The sequence below is a fragment of the Planctomycetia bacterium genome (assembly GCA_015200345.1).
Lineage (GTDB): Bacteria > Planctomycetota > Phycisphaerae > UBA1845 > UTPLA1 > PLA3.
Genome location: CP054187.1, coordinates 3,483,285 through 3,501,966, shown reverse-complemented (window position 1 = coordinate 3,501,966; position 18,682 = coordinate 3,483,285). Strand labels below are relative to the sequence as shown.

Here is an 18,682-nt window from a genome sequence, read left to right as displayed (position 1 = left end):
GAGAGGCGGTCGTGCCGGGACGAAAAATCTGGAGCTGGGTTAACCAGGAGGAGTCGGAATCATGTTGAAGCGTGTCTCAATTCTCGCAGTCGTCGCCATGCTCGCCACCGCAACGGTCGCCAACGCGTTCCCGCCGCTGGCGGAGTGGGGCTTTCAGGTTGTGACGCCGGCTGATGTCGCGAACTCGGCCACCAACGGCCCGCACGCCGCCGATAGCGGAATCTTCGCTGCCACATCGGGAGCCAGCGGCGCGCATGCCTCTGCCGCCACGGATTGGACGACGCCCACCGGCAACGGATCCTCTGATTCATACAGCGCGAACGAATGGGCACCTGGCGACTACTGGCAGTTCTGCACTTCAACGGTTGGATACAGCGGCATCACTGTCCAATGGGATCAGGTGAGCAGCAATACCGGACCGCGCGACTTTGAGCTTCGGTACAATGTCAACGGTGGCACATATTCGACATTCGGCAGCCCTTATGTTGTGCGTGCGAACAGCTCACCGTCATGGTCAAGCGGATCAGGCACGGGTTTGGACACCTTCTCCGTGGACCTAAGCAGCGTCACCGCCCTCGACAATCAAAGCGAGATCTGCATCCGCCATGTGAACACTACGACGGTGTCCGCTACCGGCGGTACAGTTGGCAACACCGGCACCAACCGCGTCGACAACGTCGTTATCAGCGGCGTTCCCGAGCCGACGACGCTCGCCCTGATGGGCTTGGGCGCGATCGGCCTCATTCGCCGCCGCCGCTAAGACCCGACCGGGTCGAACGATGTCGAGCCGCCCGAAACGGTCGCTCGAATCGCCGAGATTGTGAACCTATCATGCCGCAAGTACGATACCGTGCTTGCGGCATTTTTTTTGGCCCGCCCGACGCGCCGGCGACAACGGGCCGATTCGTCAGAGTGGCTCCAAACGGGTAATTCTTCCATGAACGCATTCTTGCTTTCTGTTAGATCGCACGGTCCGTCCGCCTGTTCATCGCGTTCACTGTCGGCGGTGGTCCGGGCGCGGTCCGCATCGGCGACCTTCGCCCGGGCCTTGGCGATCGTCGTTCTGACTGTTCTGCCACCGGCCCGCGCTCAAACCGGCGAATCGAGTGACACGCCCGCCGCAGCAACGATGGCGACTTCCGCACCTGCCGGCGTCATGACGCATGAGAAGTACCTCGCGGCCGCGCGGAAGGAGTTCACCGTTTCGACCGTTCTTCGCGCGCCGGATGGCGCCCCTTTGAAGCTGGACGGTCGCAAGGCGGTGGCGCGGGGCGAGGAGCTGATGACCGAGGCACGGGCGCAGCGCAAGAGCGGGGATTACAAGACGGCGGCGGCGACGGCGTCCAAGGCGTTCGACACGTATCAGAAGGTTTTGGGCGCGGATCACTACTTGACAACGGCCAGCCGGGTGTTTCAGCGGTCGATGGATGACTTTGCGCGCTTGCCGCCGGACGGCCAGAAGAAAATGATGGAGGCGGACAAACTGGCGGAGGCGGCGCAGACGGCATCGGATAAGGGATTGTTCGCCGACGCGGAGAAGCTGATGGAGCGCGCGCTGCGTTCACGGGAGGAATTGCTCGGCCCGAAACACGCCGAGGTGGGCGAGTCGCTGCGGCAGCTCGGCGCGGCGCAATTGGAATTGCAGTTGTTCGCCAAGTCGAAAAGCAACATCGAACGGGCCGTGGCGATCTTCGAACAGACCTACGGGCGAAATCACCCGAAGACGGCGATCGCGCTGGACCGGCTGGGCTGGATGTACATCCACGAGGGCAAGTCCGAAGAGGCCATCAAGACGCTGCGTGACGCGGCGTACATCCTGCGATCGACCAGCGGAGACACGGCCGAGGCCGGCGAGGTGCTGGACAATCTGGGGACGGCGTTCGCGCTGAACGGCGACGCGAAGGACGCGCTGAACAAGAAGCTGCACAGCCTGATCATCCGGGAGACGGTGCTGGGTCCCAAGGCACGTGACACAGCGGTGTCTCTAAGCAACCTGGCGTGGTTGTACACGCGGATGAACATGCTGGACGACGCGCTGCGGCTGCGCGAGGAGGCGTATGCGACGCTGCTGGAGACGGTCGGGCCTGATCACACGTACACGAAGCTGGAGTTGGGCAATCTCGCGCGGGCGCACGAGACGGCGGGCAACTTTGACCGGGCGGTGGCGCTGTACCAGGAGCAGATCGCGCGGGACGATCAGCAGCCCGAGGTGGTGGACATCAACGCGATGGCGCGGTGCACGGCGCTGGCGGCGGTGTTGTTCAACAAGGGCGATTTCGACGCAGCGCGGAAGTACACGGCGAAGGCGGTGGAGCGGGCGAAGCACCTGCTGAAGACGACGGCGGCGCCGGCGGTGGTGAACGAGCTGTACAACGTCGCGAACGAGCTGATGCGCCATCGCCTGATGGAAGAGGCGTTGCCGGTGTTCGCGTTGCAGTACGAGCGCGACGCGAAGGATACGAGCGCGCTGTCCTCGGCGCAGGTCCGACGAATGGAAACCTACGGCCAGACGCTGATCGACATGGGGCAGGCCGCCAAAGCGGTCGAGGTGATGCGCCGTGCGGTGGAACTGTCGGAAAAGGTACACGGCAAGGGCGAACCGGCGACCGCGACGGCGTTGATCACGTATTCCGAAGCACTGTGCGAAGCGGGCCAGCTTTCGGAAGCGGAGCGGGTGGCGGATGCGGTGGTGAAGATCAGTGAGTCGCGCCTGGCGTTTCGCTCGGCCGGTTCGGCGTATGCGCTGCTGGCGGCAGGCCGGGTGTACAACCGGCAGAAGCGGCTGGACCTGGCGAAGTTTACCCTGGAAGACGCGGAGTCGATCTTCGTGGAGTCCCAGCGTGATTTGCTGGGAAAGATCGAGTGCCAACTGGAACTGGCAAAGTGCTATCACGCGATCGGGGACAAGCCGCGGACCGAGGCGACGCTGTCGGCGGCGGTGGAGACGGCGCGGGAGATGGACAAGGTGAACAAGACGCTGTACGGCGATGCGTTCCTGGCGAAAGCGTTGTGGCACCAGCTGGAGCTGGGGGATCTGACGCCGAGCCGGCGCGAGGCGGTTCGGACGGAGCTGCGGAAGCTGCTGGAGCGGTTGCGCGATGCGAACGCGCTGAACGCGGCGGAGCGTGGCTGGCTGGAATCGCTGTAGGGAGAAAACGGATCGATGGCGAAATATGGACAAATGAGTTTGTTTCTGGCGGCGCTGGCGGCGGGTGCGTCGGGTTTGGCGCGACCGGTGATCGGCCAGGAGCCGACCGCGACGAGTTCCCCGGCGGATGAGCCGGTGGAGACGAAGTTCCTTCGCACGCACGAGGAGTTCCTGGCCGCGGCACGAGAGCACCCGCCGATCGGCGGCATCTACCGCAGTCCGGAAACCGGCAAGGATCTGTCGGCGGATCAAATGAAGCAGGTTCGGAAGATCGAGTCCCTGCTGGAGGATGCATCGTCGGCGTGTGAGAAGGGCGACGTTGAAACGGCCAAGAAAATGGCGGATGAGGCCATGACGACGGCACGGAAGCTTCTGGGGCCGACGCATTTTTTAAGCATCTCGGCGACGGGCGCACGGCGGTTGTACGGACGGTACGCGGAAGTGACGGCCGAACAACTCGCGACGCTGGCCCAGGGCGACGCGGCGCGGCGCGAGGCCTGGGCGGCGTACAAGGCGAGCGATTTCGGGAAAGCCGAGCAGAAAGCGAAGCTGGCGGTGGAGTTGCGCGAAAAGGTCGTCGGCTCGCAGTATGACGAATTGATCGACTCGGACGCGCTGCGCATCCAGGCGATGGCGCAGACCGAGGGCGGGCGGGCGGAGCAGGCTGAAAAGACGTTTGTCCGATTGATGGACGTCCTGGAGCGTTCCTTCGGCAAGAACCATCCGAAGACGGCCGATGCCCTCACGCGGCGCGGCTGGTTGCGGATCACCGAAGGTCGGATGCAGGACGCGATGAATGACCTGCGCCGGGCGTTGAGCATTCACGAAATCACAGACGGCGAAACGCTGGACGCGGCCCGGGCGATGGATCATCTGGGGACGGCGCTGGCGTTCAACAACGACCCGGAAGGGGCGATCGGCCGGAAGATTCGAGCCATGATGATTCGCGAGACGCTGGCCGGCGCGGAATCTCCTGACACCGCCGAGTCCTACAGCAATCTGGCGTGGTTGTATCATCGGATCGGGATGACGGCGCCGGTCACGCCGCTTCGACTGAAGGCGCTGGCGGTATTCGAAAAGCACCTGGGGCTGGAACACACTTATACATTTACCGAGATCAGCAATCTGGCTCGAACCCATGAGGAGCTGGGCGAGTACAACGAGGCGATCAGGCTGTACGAAAAGTACCTGGGGAAAGGCGGAGACCGGACGCTGCTGGATAAGTTCCGCCTGGGCGCGCGGCTCGGCGCGGCGTACCTGCGGGTCGGCCGGCGCGACGATGCGAAGAAGATGTTCGACACGGTTTTGGCGGAAATAGCGCGGGCCGACGACGACTCCGCTCGGCGAATCGCGCTGTCCAACACCGTGACGTCGATCCGGGCCTACATGCAGAATCATCTCGCGGACGAAGCCGTCGCCCTGCTGACCGATGCGGCGAAGGCGGTTGCCAAGAGTACCGGAAAGCCGGCGACCGATCGCGATGTCCTTCCTCCGGCCGATTTGGGCACGTTGTATGAAATGGTCGGGAGGAACAAGGAATCCGTCGAGATGTTCCGTGAGGCGACGAAGCTGGCGCGGCAAAGCCAGCGTGACGACAAGGACAACGCGGTCATCATGCTTCTGTTCGCGCAGGTCAACCCGCTGATTCAGATGAAGGACCATCGCGAGGCGGAGGCGGTTTGTGACGAAGCGTTGCGCATGACCGACCGGGAAGGCTACCAGGGTTCGCCGCTCAATGCCCTGGCGCTGCTGCTCATGGGCAGGACCCAGGCTGCAAACGGCCAGAACGATCGGGCGCAGTTTTACCTTGAGGACGCGGGGAAGCTTTTCAAAGCGAACAAGGACCAGGAGTCCATTCCCTACATCCACTACCTTACCGAATGGGGCCGAGTGCTCGGCGCGTTGGGAGACAAGTCCGGCGGTCGCGCGGCGCTGGCCGAGGCGGTCCAAAAATCGCGTGATCTGATGAACAAGCAGTCATTGCCCGAGTATGAGTTTCTCCTGCTGCGTGCGCTGCGCGGCCTGGCGGACGTGGCGGGCGACGCGGACGCCATCGAAGAACTGAAAACCCGCTTGCAAAAACGGCAACAGACGCACAGCCTGATCGGCGAATTGCGTGACTGGCCGAAAGAACTGGGCTTGTAGCGTCGGATCGGGCACCAAAGCGGTTCGGCGCGTCGGTTTGACAGCGCGCCGCAGCGCGCTTAGGCTTGTATGTTTCGCCGGTCCGTGAAGCGAATCTGCGGACGGTGCGGCGGATCGGCCGGCGCGGCGATCCGAAGACCGGCGATCCGAAGATTCATGAAACACTCACGCATTGCCATCGTGCTGTTGGGAGGATCGATCCTGCTGATGCAGCCGGGCTGCTCGTCCAAGGATGCGTCCAAGCCGACCATCCTGGAGTCGCGGGCGCAGCCGTACGTGGTGGATGTGCCGGTTCCGCGCGATTTCAAACTGAACGAGCGTGAATCGACGCACAACATGGTGGCGGGCCGGCGGAACGTCAAGCACCTGTACGAGGGCAGCAGCGCGACGTTGTTGGTGCGAAATTACTACGCCCAGAACATGCCGACGTACGGATGGGAAGCGACGGACGAGAAGTTATTGCGGAATATCTACGTGCTTCGCTATCGCAAGGGCGAGGAGAAGTGCGAGATTCGGATCGAGCCGAAATATTCGACGTTCGGACAGAGCACCCAGGTGTGGGCGTCGATCCGATCGGAGACCTACTCACCGCCAGGAGGCGGATCGGAACCCTGACCCCATGAAAGCCGAACGCAGACAGGAATTGCGCACGAACGAATTGTCCGTGCAACTCGACCAGATCACCGAGCAGGTGCGCCGGAACTTCCCCGCAATCATCGCGACGGTTCTTGGCGTCGCGGTGCTGGGCGGCGGGACGTACTGGTACATCCACAGCAGCAAGGCGCGCGTCATGGATGCGTGGGCCTCGTTGGCACAATCGCAGACGGATTCCGACCCGCTGATGCAGATCCGCAAGCTGGAAGAGATTGCCACGGCCGGTCACGATGCCTCGTTGACCGCGGCGGCCTGGCTGAAAGTCGCCGAGACGGCGCTGTCGCATTACATGCTGCCGACGCCCCCTGCGGCCGGTGGATCGGCCAAACCCGATCCCACGATGCTTCAAACGGCGCGCGACGCGTACACCAAGGCGCTGGCCTCGCCTGCGCTGGACGTCGCCGGCATTGGGAGCGCGATGATCGGCCTGGGTGTGATCGCGGAGAATCAGGGGGATTTCGCCGGCGCGCGGGAGTGGTATGACAAGGTTCGCAGCGACAAGCGTCTTGCGGATTCACCCTTTGCCGAGCAGGCGGCCTATCGCCTGAAGGGGATGGAAGGATGGAGCCGACCGGTGGTGTTTGCGCCACCGCCGCCACCCGCTTCGATGCCCGCCACCGCGCCGGTGGCCGGCGATCCATTGAACGTCACGGGGATGTCGGAGCGGCCGGTCAGTCTGACGCCGACGACGCAGCCGGCGGGGACTCCGTAGGACCATGCGGTGTTTCGCGGCAGCTGCCGCGTGAAGGGCCGCAAGCGTCCTTGCCGCATCCGGCGCGATCGGAAAGTTTATCATGTTTTTGCTCCAAGAGACGATCAAGACGCGCGGGTTGCACGTCGGGGCGCGCTTCGCGCCGACGGCGCCGCTGGACAAGCAGCACAAGCAGCAGTTTCAGATCAAGTGCAGCGAGGGGTTCGACTGGCGACGGCAGGAATACGCCGAACACGCCTGGCAGATGACCTCACCGCAGGCCGAGGGCGATCCGCGCAGCCAGTTGAAGCTGACGGTCACGACGGATTCGGTGAACTTCGAGGATTTCTTCCCGACGTCGACGCTGGATGTGTATTTCGACAATCTGCGGATGGCGTTTGGCGTCGTCGGGACGGTGTTCAACCCGCGGATCATGCTTTCGACCGGCGCGATGATCCGCCTGACGGCCCAGACCGAGGAAAACGACGGACGGATCTTTCTGGGCCAGCGCTGCCTGCGGCTGGACAATCGGCTCGGTCCGCTCGGGCGACCGGTTCACGCCGTCGGGCTGAAGCTCGTTTTGCCGCCGCTGCCGGGTGCCGATCAGCCGAACTGGCAGGCCGAGCTGAAGATCGAGTCGCTGATCGAAGACGTGCGGCAGGTCTTCATCGAGATCGACGCGCGATGGGCCCAGCCCTGCCCGTGGGATCCGGAGACGGTTGTCCAGCGCGGTCGCACGGTGTATGAGTTTCTTACGACGCGGGTGATCGAGATGCTGCGCGAAATGAGCCAGCCGGGCTGATCCACTACTCGCTTTTTGCCATCTGCAATTCAGCGCCGGATCGTGACGACGGTCGTGGCGTCGCGACGGAAGCGCCTGGTCCCGCGTCGACCTGCCCCGCTGCGTAGATCGTGCCGCGCCAGGTGATCGTGGACTGGCGCCGCAGCCGCCCCATCGCGTTGATCAACGCCCCCAGACCGACCAAGGCTCCCAGCGGGTACAGCAATCCGTACCAGGGCGAGGTCTTGTTCAACCGATAGAATCGCATCAAGGCGGTCGTCTTGATCGTGCAGCACGCCGCCGCCACGCCGGTCAACATCGACCAGCCCGGCCAGCTTCCGCCGACCGCCCATGCCAGCGTCCCCGTCGCCAGGGCTGCCCACGGCAACAGGCTGAACCCGATCACCAGGGCCATCGTCGCCGTCAGCCGCGGCCGCGTGCCGAAGCAACCGAAAAAGATGCGGCTCCAGCCGTTCCACGTCTGGCGCAGCGACTGGTACATGCGGACCGTGTACAAATCGTCATTCGAGACAACGCGCAAGCGGCGGCCGGCGCGCTTGGCAAGTTGTGCCATTTTCATGTCTTCGTTGAACTCGGCCTTGACGGCGTCGTGCCCGCCGAGGGCATCGTAGCACTCGCGCGTCATGAGCATGAAGGCGCCGTTGGCGTAGGCCGTCGCCCGGCGGGGGTTGTTCACGCGAAGCGGATTGAACCAGATCATCATGATGCCGCTGCACGCGGGCTGGATGACGCGCTCCCAGAAGCCGTGCGTCTCGTGCGCGGGCAGCACCGAGAGAAACTCCACGTTGTGCTCCAGGGCATATTCCATCGCCACGCGGAGCGACCGCCGCGAGACCTGCACGCAGTCGGCATCGGTGAAGCACAACCACCGGCCGGTCGCATGCTCCAGCCCCGTGCGCATGGCGTTGTTCTTTCCGAGCCAGCCTTCGGGGAGCGATTTGACGTGCAGCGCCGTGAGATTCGCGTGCCGCGCGGCGAGGCCGTCCATGATCGCGCCGGTTCGATCCACGCTGCGATCATTGATGGCGATGACTTGCAGATTCGGGTAATCCTGCGCGACCATCGACGTGAGGCAGGCCTCGATGTTCGCTTCTTCTTCCTTCCCGGCGACCAGAAAGCTCACCGCAGGCAGGTCGCTCCGCCCCGGCTGGTACATGGTCGATCGCAACGGCGGCAAGCGCCGGCTCGCGATCGAGAGCTGGACGTGGCGTCCGACCCAGACCAGGCAGGTCAGCCCCGTGAAACCCATCCATACGTACAAGAGCGCGTCCATCAAGAGCTAATCCGAAACCGCGCAACGAGATCGGCTACCATGCGAGCCGCGCCGATGCGCCGTTAGAAGCGGTGAAGATACAACAGACCGACGAAGACCGCGAACCACGCGCCGATTTGTGCGAATTCGCTCGCAAACCGGCCCGGACGCAGGCGAAGGAGCTGCACCAGCACGTAGTTTCGCATGAGGCTGGTGCGTCGATCCGAACCCGACAGGTACACGACCCACCCCCAAAAAGACCGCACCGTCACCACCGTCGCATACGCGCCGCACAAGGTGCTTAAGACGACTCGCCATACGTGGAACAAGTCCAGGTTGCTCGCGTTCACCGCTCGCTCACTTCAGGCATGTCGTTCAACGTCATCAGGCCCTCGAACAACGTGCTGCCCAGCCGGACGATGGTCGCGCCGGCTTCAATGGCGGTTTCGTAATCGCCACTCATGCCCATGGACAACTCGCGGAAATGCGGGACGAGTCGCTTGTCTCCCCGCAGGTCTTCGAACACGTCGCGGAGCCGCTCGAAATACAGGCGAAGCTCCGCGGGCGTGCATTCAGCCGGGGCCATCGTCATCAGTCCGCAAAGCCGCACATTCGGCCACGCCACGAGGTGCTCGATGAGATGCGGCACGGCGCCGACGGCGATTCCGAACTTGCTCTTCTCGCCGCTCGTGTTGACCTGCAACAAGATGTCGATCGTGCGGCCGACGCGGGCAGCGTGCTGATGCAGATCCTCCGCGAGGCGAAGGCTGTCGACGCTGTGAATCAGCTCGGCCCACGGCACGACGAGCTTGACTTTGTTCCGCTGGAGGTGGCCGACCATGTGCCAGCGCGGCCGGGGGACGGGGCCTTCCTTTCGGCTGGCGAGGACGTTCTTGCGCTCGATGTACTCGTGAATCATGCTGGCGCGTTGAGCGAGCTGCTGGGCGCGGCTCTCGCCGAGATCGACGAGATTGAGTTCGAGCGCCTGGCGGACGACCTCCATCTCGACGTACTTGGTGACGGCGACGATTTTGACGGCGGCAGGATCGCGGCGAGCGCGCTGACAGGCGGCGGCGATGCGGTCGCGCACGCGTTTGAGATTCTCCGTCAGCTTGCGGCGAACGGTCGTGACGTTCCCCACCACGCGGCGACTCCTTGGGATGGGTCGAGTAGGCCGAGGCGTCCCTGCCCCGGGTATGGCGAGATTATAACGCCGCCGCGCGGCGGTTGCACGCCGAATTCACTTGCGATCCGCAGTATCGTCCACTTTCAACATGCCAAACCGCCAGCAGAGTGCGCCGGCGAGGATCGGTCCGGCGACGAGAATGAATACCAGCGACGAGGGCCGCAACCACGTCATGACGCCTCCGAGGATCGCAAACACCAACGCCAGCGCGTAGCAAAGCAACACGGTCTGCCGAACGCTGAACCCGCGGTCGCGCACCTGGTCATAAAAATGGCTTCGATCCCCCTTGAAGAGCGGCCGCCCGTTGAGCGCCCGCCGACCGATGGCCAGCGCCGTATCGAGTATGGGAAACGCAAAGACCATCAGCGAGCAGGCGAACCAGCGCGGCGACGCCTGATCTGCGAACGAAATCATGACCACGGCGACGGTGTAGCCGAGCAGCAGTGAACCGCTGTCGCCCATGAAGATCCGGGCGGGGTTGAAATTGAAAATGAGAAATGCCGCGCAGGCGCCGAACAAGCCCATCGTCAACGTCGTGCGAAGCGCGTCGTCTGCGGCATTGATGCCCGGCACGTTCGACAAATGCCAGTTGAGATAGGCCAGCCCGCAGGCCGCGATCGCCAGCACGCCGCCGCAGAGGCCGTCCAATCCGTCGATCAGGTTCGTCGAGTTCGTCGCGCCGGCGATGGCGATCATGCAGAAGAGGCCGCTCGCGCCGAGGAGCACAGGCCGCGCCGTGCAGAACACCGGCAAAGACTCGCGCACCGGTTCGATCAGTTTCTCGGCGATGCCGTCGCCGATGCCTCCGGAGACGAGCAGCGCCGCCACGGCGGCCTGCACCAGCAGTCGCGTCCGCGGGCGAAGATGACGAATGTCGTCAATCAGACCGGTCAGCATCAGCACCGTGCCGCCGAGCATGACCCACAACGTGGTCGGCTGCGACGCCGCCGTGCGAAATCCCAGCCAGGCCGACGCGATCATCGCCGCGGCCCAGCCCAGGTACATCGCCACGCCGCCGAGGTAGGGAATGGGCTGTTGATGGGGTTTCAGGCCCCCGTCGGGCCGATCGTAGAGTTCCAACCGCACCGACACGCGCCGCACAATCGGCGTCGCGATGAGCGCAACGAAGAACGACGCCGCCAGCGGCGCGAAATGCTTCATCAGCGGAGAACCCGCGGCTAGATCAACGGCACCGATCCACGCCGGCGACGCCAACGGTCAGACCCTCTCGCCGTAGAAGGCGCGAATCGTCCGCGCGACGCGCTCCTGCTGCGACACCGTCAACTCGGGATAGATGGGAATCGCCAGCACCTCGCGCGCCGCCTGCTCGCAGACCGGCAGATCGCCGGCCTTGCCGCCGAGGTACGCGAAGCATTCCTGCATGTGCAGAGGCACGGGGTAATAGACTTCCGTCCCGATGCCATGCGCCTCGAGGTGTTTCTTCAATTCGTCGCGCTTCGGCACGCGAATGACGTACTGGTTGAAAATCGAGTCGTTGCCCGGCGCGATCACCGGCGTCTTCACCACGCTGCCGGCAAAGAGCGCGTTGTACCGCTTCGCGTTCGCCGCGCGCTGGGCCGACCACGCGTCGAGATGCTTCAGCTTGATCCGCACGACCGCCGCCTGCAACGCATCCAGCCGGAAGTTCCCCCCCACCCACTTGTGGTAATATTTCGGCTGCGCTCCGTGATCGCGGAAGATGCGGCAGCGCTCGCCCAGGGCCGGGTCGTTCGTCACGATCATGCCCGCGTCGCCGAACGCACCGAGATTCTTGCTGGGAAAGAACGACAGCGTGCCCAGCTTGCCCATGCTGCACGCCGCCTTGCCGTGATGCTTCGCGCCGATCGACTGCGCCGCGTCTTCCATCACCGGGATTCCGCGCTGGTTGGCGACCTTGAGAATACCTGTCATGTCGGCGCACTGGCCGTACAGATGCACGGGGATGATGAGCTTCGTTTTCGGCGTAATGGCCCGCTCGATCTGTTCGGCCGTCGTGTTGAACGTAGCCGCATCGATATCGACGAACACCGGCCTCGCGCCGAGGCGGCTCACGCAACCGGCCGTGGCAAAGAAGGTGAAGCTCGGGACGATGACCTCGTCGCCGGGGCCGATGCCCATCGCCATTATGCCGCACAGCAAGGCATCGGTGCCGCTGCTCATGCCGACGCCGACCTTGCAGCCGCTGTAGGCCGCTACGGCCTCCTCGCACGCAACAACCTCCGGCCCGCCGATGAAGCGCTGGGATTCGCAGATGGCCTCGATGGCGGCCATGACTTCATCGCGAATGGTCGCGTATTGTAGCTTGAGGTCCAGCAACGGGACGGGTTGGCAGGTTGGCGGAGCGTCGGAGGCAACCGGGGTCATGCAAAGAATCCTGGTTCAGTTTGTGAGCAAGCTCGCGCGATGCATTCAACCATAACGCGTCGCTTCATTGAACGAATCAACGGACTTAATCCATACCCCAAACGCCGGAGCGGGGACCACACGTGTTCTTCTCAACCTGCCGTCATTCACGCGCAAGGACGGGCCTTGACGGTTTCCGCGGGGATCCCTGCGCGTCAAGATCGGCAGTATAGATGACGTGCCGTCGCCGATCCACTTGACGGCCTGCGACGACGGCGGATTCAAGAGAGTCAAAAAGCCCCAGGCACATGCCCGGGGCTTTGGTTTCAGCCTAGTCGTGTTTCGACGTTTCGATTATTGGCGATTCGCCGTTTACTCCACGACCCACGTATCGCCGCTGTTAAGCAGCTTCTCCAGATCGCCCCTGCCCATCTTCTCTTCGGCCTGCTGCATCTGGTGATACACGGCGGCGTCGAACGTCGGCTTCTCGACGCTCCGGAGCACGCCGAAGACTTCGGGGAACTCGGGATAGCGCATGCGGCTAAGCATGAACGCAAGGCTCGGCTCGGGGGCCTTCTCGTCGTGGAAGATCAGATCGTCCTCCTTGATGTCGCCGCCGAGCTGCACGACCTCCGGCTCCATGTTCTTGAAACGAATGCCCTTGTCGCGGTTCTTGCCGAAGATCATCGGCTTGCCATGCTCGATGTAGAGCGTGTTGTCTTCTTTCACGTCGCGGTCGGATGCGTACTCAAACGCGCCGTCGTTGAACACGTTGCAATTCTGGTAGATCTCGACGAAGGCCGTGCCCTTGTGCTTGCCGGCGCGGAGCAGCGTATCGGCGAGGTGCTTCACGTTCACGTCCATCGTTCGCGCGACAAACGTCGCTTCAGCACCGATGGCCACCGAGAGCGGACAGAGCGGGTTGTCCACCGACCCCATCGGCGTGCTCTTGGTTTTCTTGCCCAGCTCCGACGTGGGGGAGTACTGCCCCTTGGTCAGGCCGTAGATTCGATTGTTGAACAGGAGAATCTTCAGGTCCACGTTTCGTCGAATGGCGTGCACGAGGTGGTTGCCGCCGATCGAGAGGCCGTCGCCATCACCCGTCGCCACCCAGACGCTCAAGTCCGGGTTGGCCAGCTTCACGCCGGTCGCGACGGCCGGAGCGCGGCCGTGGATCGAGTGAAAGCCGTAACTGTTGACGTAGTACGGAAAGCGGCTGGAGCAGCCGATGCCGGAGACGAAGACGATCTTCTCTCGGGGGATGTGCAGTTCAGGCAGGATCTTCTTGACCTGCGCAAGAATGGAATAATCCCCGCAGCCTGGGCACCAGCGCACATCCTGATCGCTGGCAAAGTCCTTGGGGGTCAGTTGAGGCAACGTGGCAGTCGTCATCGTTCTCTCCGGCGATTATCGCTAAAAGTCAAAAAGTCGAACCATCGAGACGTCAAACCATCGAGACGTCAAACCATCGAGACGTCAAAACGTCGAAAACTCAATGAGCCGCGGGCTTCAGCCCGCGCGGCGCGGTTCTTCCACAAAGCCTTATTTGCTTCCGAGCACGTCCAGAATCTTCGATTCGATCTCGGCGATTCGGAACGGCTTGCCCTGCACCTTGTTCAACCCCAAGGCATCCACCAGGTACGTCGCGCGAAGCATGTAACGAAGCTGGCCCATGTTCAACTCGCAGACCAGCACTTTCTTGTACCGCTTGAGGAGATCGCCGAAGTTCTTCGGGAACGGGTTCATGTATCGCAGATGCGTCCCGGCGACCTTGTGCCCCTTCTGCTGCGCACGCTCGACCGCGCTGCGAATCGCGCCGGCTGTGCCGCCCCACCCGACGACCAGCAGATCGCCCTCGGCGGGGCCGTAGACCGTCTGATCGGGAAGGTCGTTGGCGATACCGGCGATCTTCCTCGCGCGGGTGTGGATCATGTGTTCGTGGTTGTCGGGATCGTAGCTGACGTTTCCGGTGACGTCCTGCTTTTCCAGGCCGCCGATGCGGTGCTCCAGGCCCTTCGTACCAGGGATCGCCCAGGGGCGGGCCAGCTTGTCATCACGCTTGTAAGGCTTGAACGCGCCGGCGTCGCCGTTGGCTTCGGGGTGATGAATCTCGATGCGCGGCAGGCTCTTGATGCTTGGCAGCAGCCAAGGCTCTTCGCCGTTGGCGATGTAGCCGTCTGTCAACAAAATCACCGGCGTCATGTAGCGTGTCGCAATGCGCACCGCCTCGATCGCCATGTCGAAACAATCGGCCGGTCCGCAAGCCGCCAGCACGCAGACCGGACATTCACCATTTCGTCCCAGGACGGCCTGGAAGAGGTCGGCCTGCTCGGTCTTGGTCGGCAAGCCGGTGCTCGGCCCGCCGCGCTGCACGTCAACAATGACGACGGGCAACTCGGTCATGACGGCGAGGCCGATGCCTTCGCCCTTGAGCGCAAGTCCGGGGCCGCTGGTTCCGGTGACCGCGATGTCGCCCGCGAAGGACGCGCCGATGGCGGCGGTCATCGCGGCGATTTCGTCTTCAGCCTGGAAGGTCTTGACGTGGTAATTCTTGTACTTGGCGAGCGAATGAAGCACGTCGCTCGCGGGGGTGATCGGATAGCTCGCGTAGAACAGCTCCTTGCTTGCGAGGTTCGCGGCGGCGATCAGACCCAGTGCGGTTGCCTCGTTGCCGCTGATGCGCCGGTATTTGCCCGGGGCCAACTTGGCCTTCGAGACCTTATAGCTCACCTGGAACAGCTCGCACGTCTCGCCGAAATAGTAGCCGGCCTTCAAGACGGCCTTGTTGGCCTCGATCATTTCCGGCTTTTTGGCCATCGATCGCTCGATCCACTCGACGGTCGGCTCAAGCGGCCGGTGGTAAAGCCAGGAAATCAGGCCCAGGGCGAAAAAGTTCTTGCAGCGGTCGACTTCCTTGGCGCCCAGGCCGCTGTTGGCCAGGGCCGTGCTGTTGAGCTTGGAGATGGGGATCTTGAACACGCGGTATTTAGACAGCGTGCCATCTTCCAGCGGATTGGTCTCATAGCCCGCCTTCTTCAGATCGGTCTTGCCGAAGGCGTCTTCGTTGGCAATGACGATGCCGCCGCTCTTCACGTCCTTGATGTTGGTCTTCAGCGCGGCGGGATTGAACGCGACGAGCGTATCGACCATGTCGCCGGGCGTGTGGATGTCGTGGCTGCTGAAGTTGACCTGAAAGCCCGAGACGCCGGCCAGCGAACCGGCCGGGGCGCGAATCTCGGCGGGGTAATCCGGAAACGTGCTCACGTCGTTCCCGAAGATCACCGTCGCGCGGGTGAACTGCGTGCCCGCGAGCTGCATGCCGTCGCCCGAGTCGCCCGCGAAGCGAATCACCACTTCATCCAGCGACTCAATGGGCTTATTTGACTTCTGTTCTTCCAAGACCGCCGTGCTGCTCATCATGCTCTCCATTGGGACAGACTCGTCCCCGTCGCCATCGCGGCGTTTGCGTGGGTTCCAATGCTCATGGGTGCTATCACGCCGTCGTTTTCCGCGACTGTCTGATTCACTGCCCCGCCGAGTGTCGCCGTCGCGGTGTGTCGCCGGTGTCGGCGGCCGACGCATGAAGGGGCTACTCCGCTCCACTCATATCGGTCGAACCGTCACCGGGAATACCAATTTACACGCAATTGTCCGGCAATGCCATTCCCAGCGTCTTATGGGATCATAGCGGGTCTGGACCGTCGGGAAAGCGCATTTTCGCCGGCCCTGCCCGATCGGCTCGGATAGGCTCGCGATGGCCGGACGTTTGGAGAAAATGAACCGATCGCAGGGTTCCCAAAGTCTCGACTTGCCAGAAGCTGATCCCCCCCGTACACTTCCCGACCCGTTCCAGAAATGGTCATCCGGCCCAGACTGGAATCCGAAATCCGCGGCCATGGCGGAATTGGCAGACGCGCTAGATTCAGGTTCTAGTGAGCGAAAGCTCGTGGAGGTTCGACTCCTCTTGGCCGCAATTGCCCGCTCCGTTTGCCTTGCTCATCGAGCCGGCCATCGCATCCAATCGCAGTTCCCGCAACTTCCCCCCCAAGACGCCTCATTTCCGATCGTTTTTATCGGCGTTGTTACCTCTACCCTATTCAACTGGTACATACGGGTGTTACAGAAACTGGCAATGGCTTGATATAACAGTTATGCTAAGGTGGACAACTGATCGACCAGAGCGGGAACGAATGCACGGAGCGCTGGCGTTTGTCGGCGTTGCCGGATGACGCGATCCCGGCCCTTCTAAACAGACATGAGTCAAAAATCGTGGCCGAGCGGAAGATCAAGAACGTAACCTTGCGAGACGTGGCCCGGCGGGTCGGGGTCTCGGCGATGACGGTCTCGCGGGCGCTGTCCGGCAAGGAGCACCTGGTCGGAGCCGAAACGGCGCGGCGTTGCCGCGACGTGGCGGAACAGATGGGCTACGTCCCGAATCTCATGGCACGCAGCCTCCGCGGCGAGCAATTGAACACGATTGTGATGCTCGCGGAATTCATCTCCAGCCACCACTACCTCGCGAAGCTGGTTGATGAGGTTTCCCAGGCGATCGAAGCGCGAAAATACGGCGTGATCAGTTGCCAGTCGTTCAGCAGTTACCGACAGGCGCTGCGGAATTTCAAGCTCGCCGGGGCGGTGGTCATCGCACCTCCGGAGGAGTTTTATCGTGTCTCGGCCGGTGAAAGCTCGTCGGTGACAGCCGGCACCCCGACCGTGTTGATCCACAGCGCCGTGGAGCAGACACGCTTTCATGAAGTCAGCCCGGACATCGCGGGGTTTTCATACATCGCCGCGTCACACCTCATCGGCCTCGGCCATCGCCACCTGGGTTACCTTGGCGGGCCGCATCCCGAGGAAGAACCGAGTTGGTTCGAGCTTCGGCGGCGCGGGATCGAGCGCGCGTTCAAGGAGCACGGGATTTCGGCGTCCAATGTCCGACAAGAAGCCTGTGCCAATGCCAACCTGTGCGCTGCCTCGCTTCAGAAGCTGCTCACCAGCGCTCCGCAGACCACCGGGATCATCTGCATCAACGACGAAATCGCCATGGCATCGGTCGTCGCGGCCGCCAGCATCGGCCGGGAAGTGCCCCGGGACCTGTCCATCGTGGGCTGCAACGATATCCAATTGGCGCAGTATTTCCGGCCCGCCCTGACGACGATCGGGATCGACATCAAAGCGATGGTGGCCACGGCCCTGGACCTGCTTTTTGAGGAGATTCGACGGAACCCGGACGCCGACCCGCGAGAACCGATTCGCATTCGATTGCCGGCCACGCTGATCACGCGTGATTCCACCGCGCGCGTCGCTTCACAGTAGAATCGGATCCGATACCGCGCCCAGCGTCGCCGAGCGACCGCACGGAGTCAACCTCAACAGGAAGCCGGATTCATGGCAGCAGGCAAACTCAAGTTACTTTTACTTGGCGGATCCGCGAGTCAGCAGTTCACGGCGGCCATCGGCAAGCAGTTGCGAATCCGCCCCGGGCAGACGTTTACGAAGCATTTCTCCGAGGGCAATACGTTCGTTCGCGTCGGCGAGAACGTCCGTGGGCGCGATGTCTATTTCGTGCAGTCGCTCTCGTACCCGGTCAACGATCACTTCGTGGAGCTGCTGTTCTACATCGACGCGCTGAAACGCGCCAGCGCCCGCACCGTTACCGCGGTGATTCCGTTTTTCGGATATGGCAAAGGCGACAAGAAGGACGAGCCGCGCGTGTCGATCCGGGCGCGGGTTGTGGCCGATTGCCTGGAGGCGGCGGGGGTCGATCGCATCGTGACGATGGACCTGCATGCCCCGCAGATACAGGGTTTTTTCCATGTGCCCGTGGATCACCTCTACGCCTTGCCGGTGATCGCGGGGTATTTCCGCACGATGGTGGATCGCAATTGGGTCGTTGTCGCGCCGGATGTCGGCGCGACCGCCATGGCAAATGGCTATTCGCGCGCCCTGGGCGCCAAGACCGTCATTGCCGAGAAGTCCCGCAGCGACCATCGCGAGAAGGCCGTCGTAAACCGGATTATTGGCCATGTGGCCGGGAAGAACGCACTGATCGTGGACGACTTCACGACCACCGGCGGAACGCTCGCGGCAACCGCCAAGCGCCTCATCGAAGAGGGCGCCAAATCGGTGTACGCCGCGGTGGCCCACGGTGTGATGACGCACGGGGCAGCAGCCGTGATCGATGCCAGTCCGATTCGCCAATTGATTATCACCGATACGCTGGAGTACCGGTTTGAGCCGCTGTCGCGTAAAGTGAAGGTGGTTTCGGCCGCACCGCTGTTCGCCCGTGCGATAAGAAACATTCACACCCAATCCAGCGTCTCAAAACTGTTTGAGTTTTAAGATTCGCCTTGATTTCGTACCATCAGGTGTTGACCCGCCCCCTCCCCGCGGGCCTATAATTGACAAGAGGAGTGGTGTGTCCGCGCGCCGCGGTTTTTCCGGCAATCATTACATTTGTA

General features: G+C 62.8%; 15 protein-coding genes and 1 tRNA gene. 9 read left to right on the top strand and 7 right to left on the bottom strand.

Going from position 1 to position 18,682, the window contains the following annotated elements; genetic code table 11:
• Window positions 1-61 precede the first annotated feature (61 nt).
• From HRU71_14290 to HRU71_14265, 6 genes are all read left to right on the top strand, one after another.
• Window positions 62-760 (top strand): PEP-CTERM sorting domain-containing protein, encoded by a 699-nt coding sequence (locus HRU71_14290; GenBank protein ID QOJ04587.1) that lies wholly within the window; start codon window positions 62-64, stop codon window positions 758-760.
• Between the two features lie 189 nt (window positions 761-949).
• Window positions 950-3,148: a tetratricopeptide repeat protein gene (locus tag HRU71_14285; GenBank protein QOJ04586.1), complete on the top strand. Its 2,199-nt coding sequence runs from the start codon at window positions 950-952 to the stop codon at window positions 3,146-3,148.
• Window positions 3,149-3,181: 33 nt separating this feature from the next.
• A complete protein-coding gene (locus tag HRU71_14280) occupies window positions 3,182-5,293 on the top strand; it encodes a tetratricopeptide repeat protein (GenBank protein ID QOJ04585.1) in 2,112 nt (703 codons plus the stop codon).
• Between the two features lie 156 nt (window positions 5,294-5,449).
• Entirely contained in the window at window positions 5,450-5,908 is a 459-nt protein-coding gene (locus tag HRU71_14275; GenBank protein ID QOJ04584.1) for a hypothetical protein, read from the top strand.
• A 4-nt stretch (window positions 5,909-5,912) separates the two neighbouring features.
• Window positions 5,913-6,659, top strand: coding sequence for a hypothetical protein (locus HRU71_14270; protein ID QOJ04583.1), 747 nt, complete (start codon window positions 5,913-5,915; stop codon window positions 6,657-6,659).
• Between the two features lie 82 nt (window positions 6,660-6,741).
• On the top strand, window positions 6,742-7,440 hold the full coding sequence (locus tag HRU71_14265) for a hypothetical protein (protein ID QOJ04582.1): 699 nt from the start codon (window positions 6,742-6,744) through the stop codon (window positions 7,438-7,440).
• Window positions 7,441-7,444: 4 nt separating this feature from the next.
• On the opposite strand, the gene HRU71_14260 is transcribed toward HRU71_14265, so the two are convergent.
• The 7 genes from HRU71_14260 to HRU71_14230 all read right to left on the bottom strand — a co-directional run bounded on the left by HRU71_14260 (window position 7,445) and on the right by HRU71_14230 (window position 15,650).
• Complete coding sequence (locus HRU71_14260; GenBank protein QOJ04581.1) at window positions 7,445-8,713, bottom strand: glycosyltransferase; 1,269 nt, start codon at window positions 8,711-8,713, stop codon at window positions 7,445-7,447.
• Between the two features lie 62 nt (window positions 8,714-8,775).
• Window positions 8,776-9,042 carry a hypothetical protein gene (locus HRU71_14255; GenBank protein ID QOJ04580.1) on the bottom strand — a complete coding sequence of 89 codons (267 nt, stop codon included), beginning with the start codon at window positions 9,040-9,042 and terminating at the stop codon, window positions 8,776-8,778.
• Window positions 9,039-9,836 carry a YggS family pyridoxal phosphate-dependent enzyme gene (locus HRU71_14250; GenBank protein ID QOJ04579.1) on the bottom strand — a complete coding sequence of 266 codons (798 nt, stop codon included), beginning with the start codon at window positions 9,834-9,836 and terminating at the stop codon, window positions 9,039-9,041. The genes HRU71_14255 and HRU71_14250 overlap by 4 nt, the downstream gene beginning before the upstream one ends.
• 96 nt (window positions 9,837-9,932) lie before the next feature.
• Window positions 9,933-11,039: an undecaprenyl/decaprenyl-phosphate alpha-N-acetylglucosaminyl 1-phosphate transferase gene (locus tag HRU71_14245; protein QOJ04578.1), complete on the bottom strand. Its 1,107-nt coding sequence runs from the start codon at window positions 11,037-11,039 to the stop codon at window positions 9,933-9,935.
• A gap of 57 nt (window positions 11,040-11,096) precedes the next feature.
• Entirely contained in the window at window positions 11,097-12,242 is a 1,146-nt protein-coding gene (locus HRU71_14240) for a DegT/DnrJ/EryC1/StrS family aminotransferase (GenBank protein ID QOJ04577.1), read from the bottom strand.
• Between the two features lie 351 nt (window positions 12,243-12,593).
• Entirely contained in the window at window positions 12,594-13,613 is a 1,020-nt protein-coding gene (locus tag HRU71_14235) for a 2-oxoacid:ferredoxin oxidoreductase subunit beta (GenBank protein ID QOJ04576.1), read from the bottom strand.
• 150 nt (window positions 13,614-13,763) lie between these two features.
• Entirely contained in the window at window positions 13,764-15,650 is a 1,887-nt protein-coding gene (locus HRU71_14230) for a 2-oxoacid:acceptor oxidoreductase subunit alpha (protein ID QOJ04575.1), read from the bottom strand.
• 460 nt (window positions 15,651-16,110) lie between these two features.
• On the opposite strand from HRU71_14230, the gene HRU71_14225 reads away from it, so the two are divergent.
• The 3 genes from HRU71_14225 (at window position 16,111) to HRU71_14215 (ending at window position 18,563) form a co-directional block, all read left to right on the top strand.
• Window positions 16,111-16,194 (top strand) — tRNA-Leu (locus HRU71_14225).
• Between the two features lie 296 nt (window positions 16,195-16,490).
• Entirely contained in the window at window positions 16,491-17,537 is a 1,047-nt protein-coding gene (locus HRU71_14220; protein ID QOJ04574.1) for a LacI family DNA-binding transcriptional regulator, read from the top strand.
• Between the two features lie 72 nt (window positions 17,538-17,609).
• Window positions 17,610-18,563 carry a ribose-phosphate diphosphokinase gene (locus HRU71_14215; protein ID QOJ04573.1) on the top strand — a complete coding sequence of 318 codons (954 nt, stop codon included), beginning with the start codon at window positions 17,610-17,612 and terminating at the stop codon, window positions 18,561-18,563.
• The last annotated feature ends 119 nt before the right edge of the window (window positions 18,564-18,682 follow it).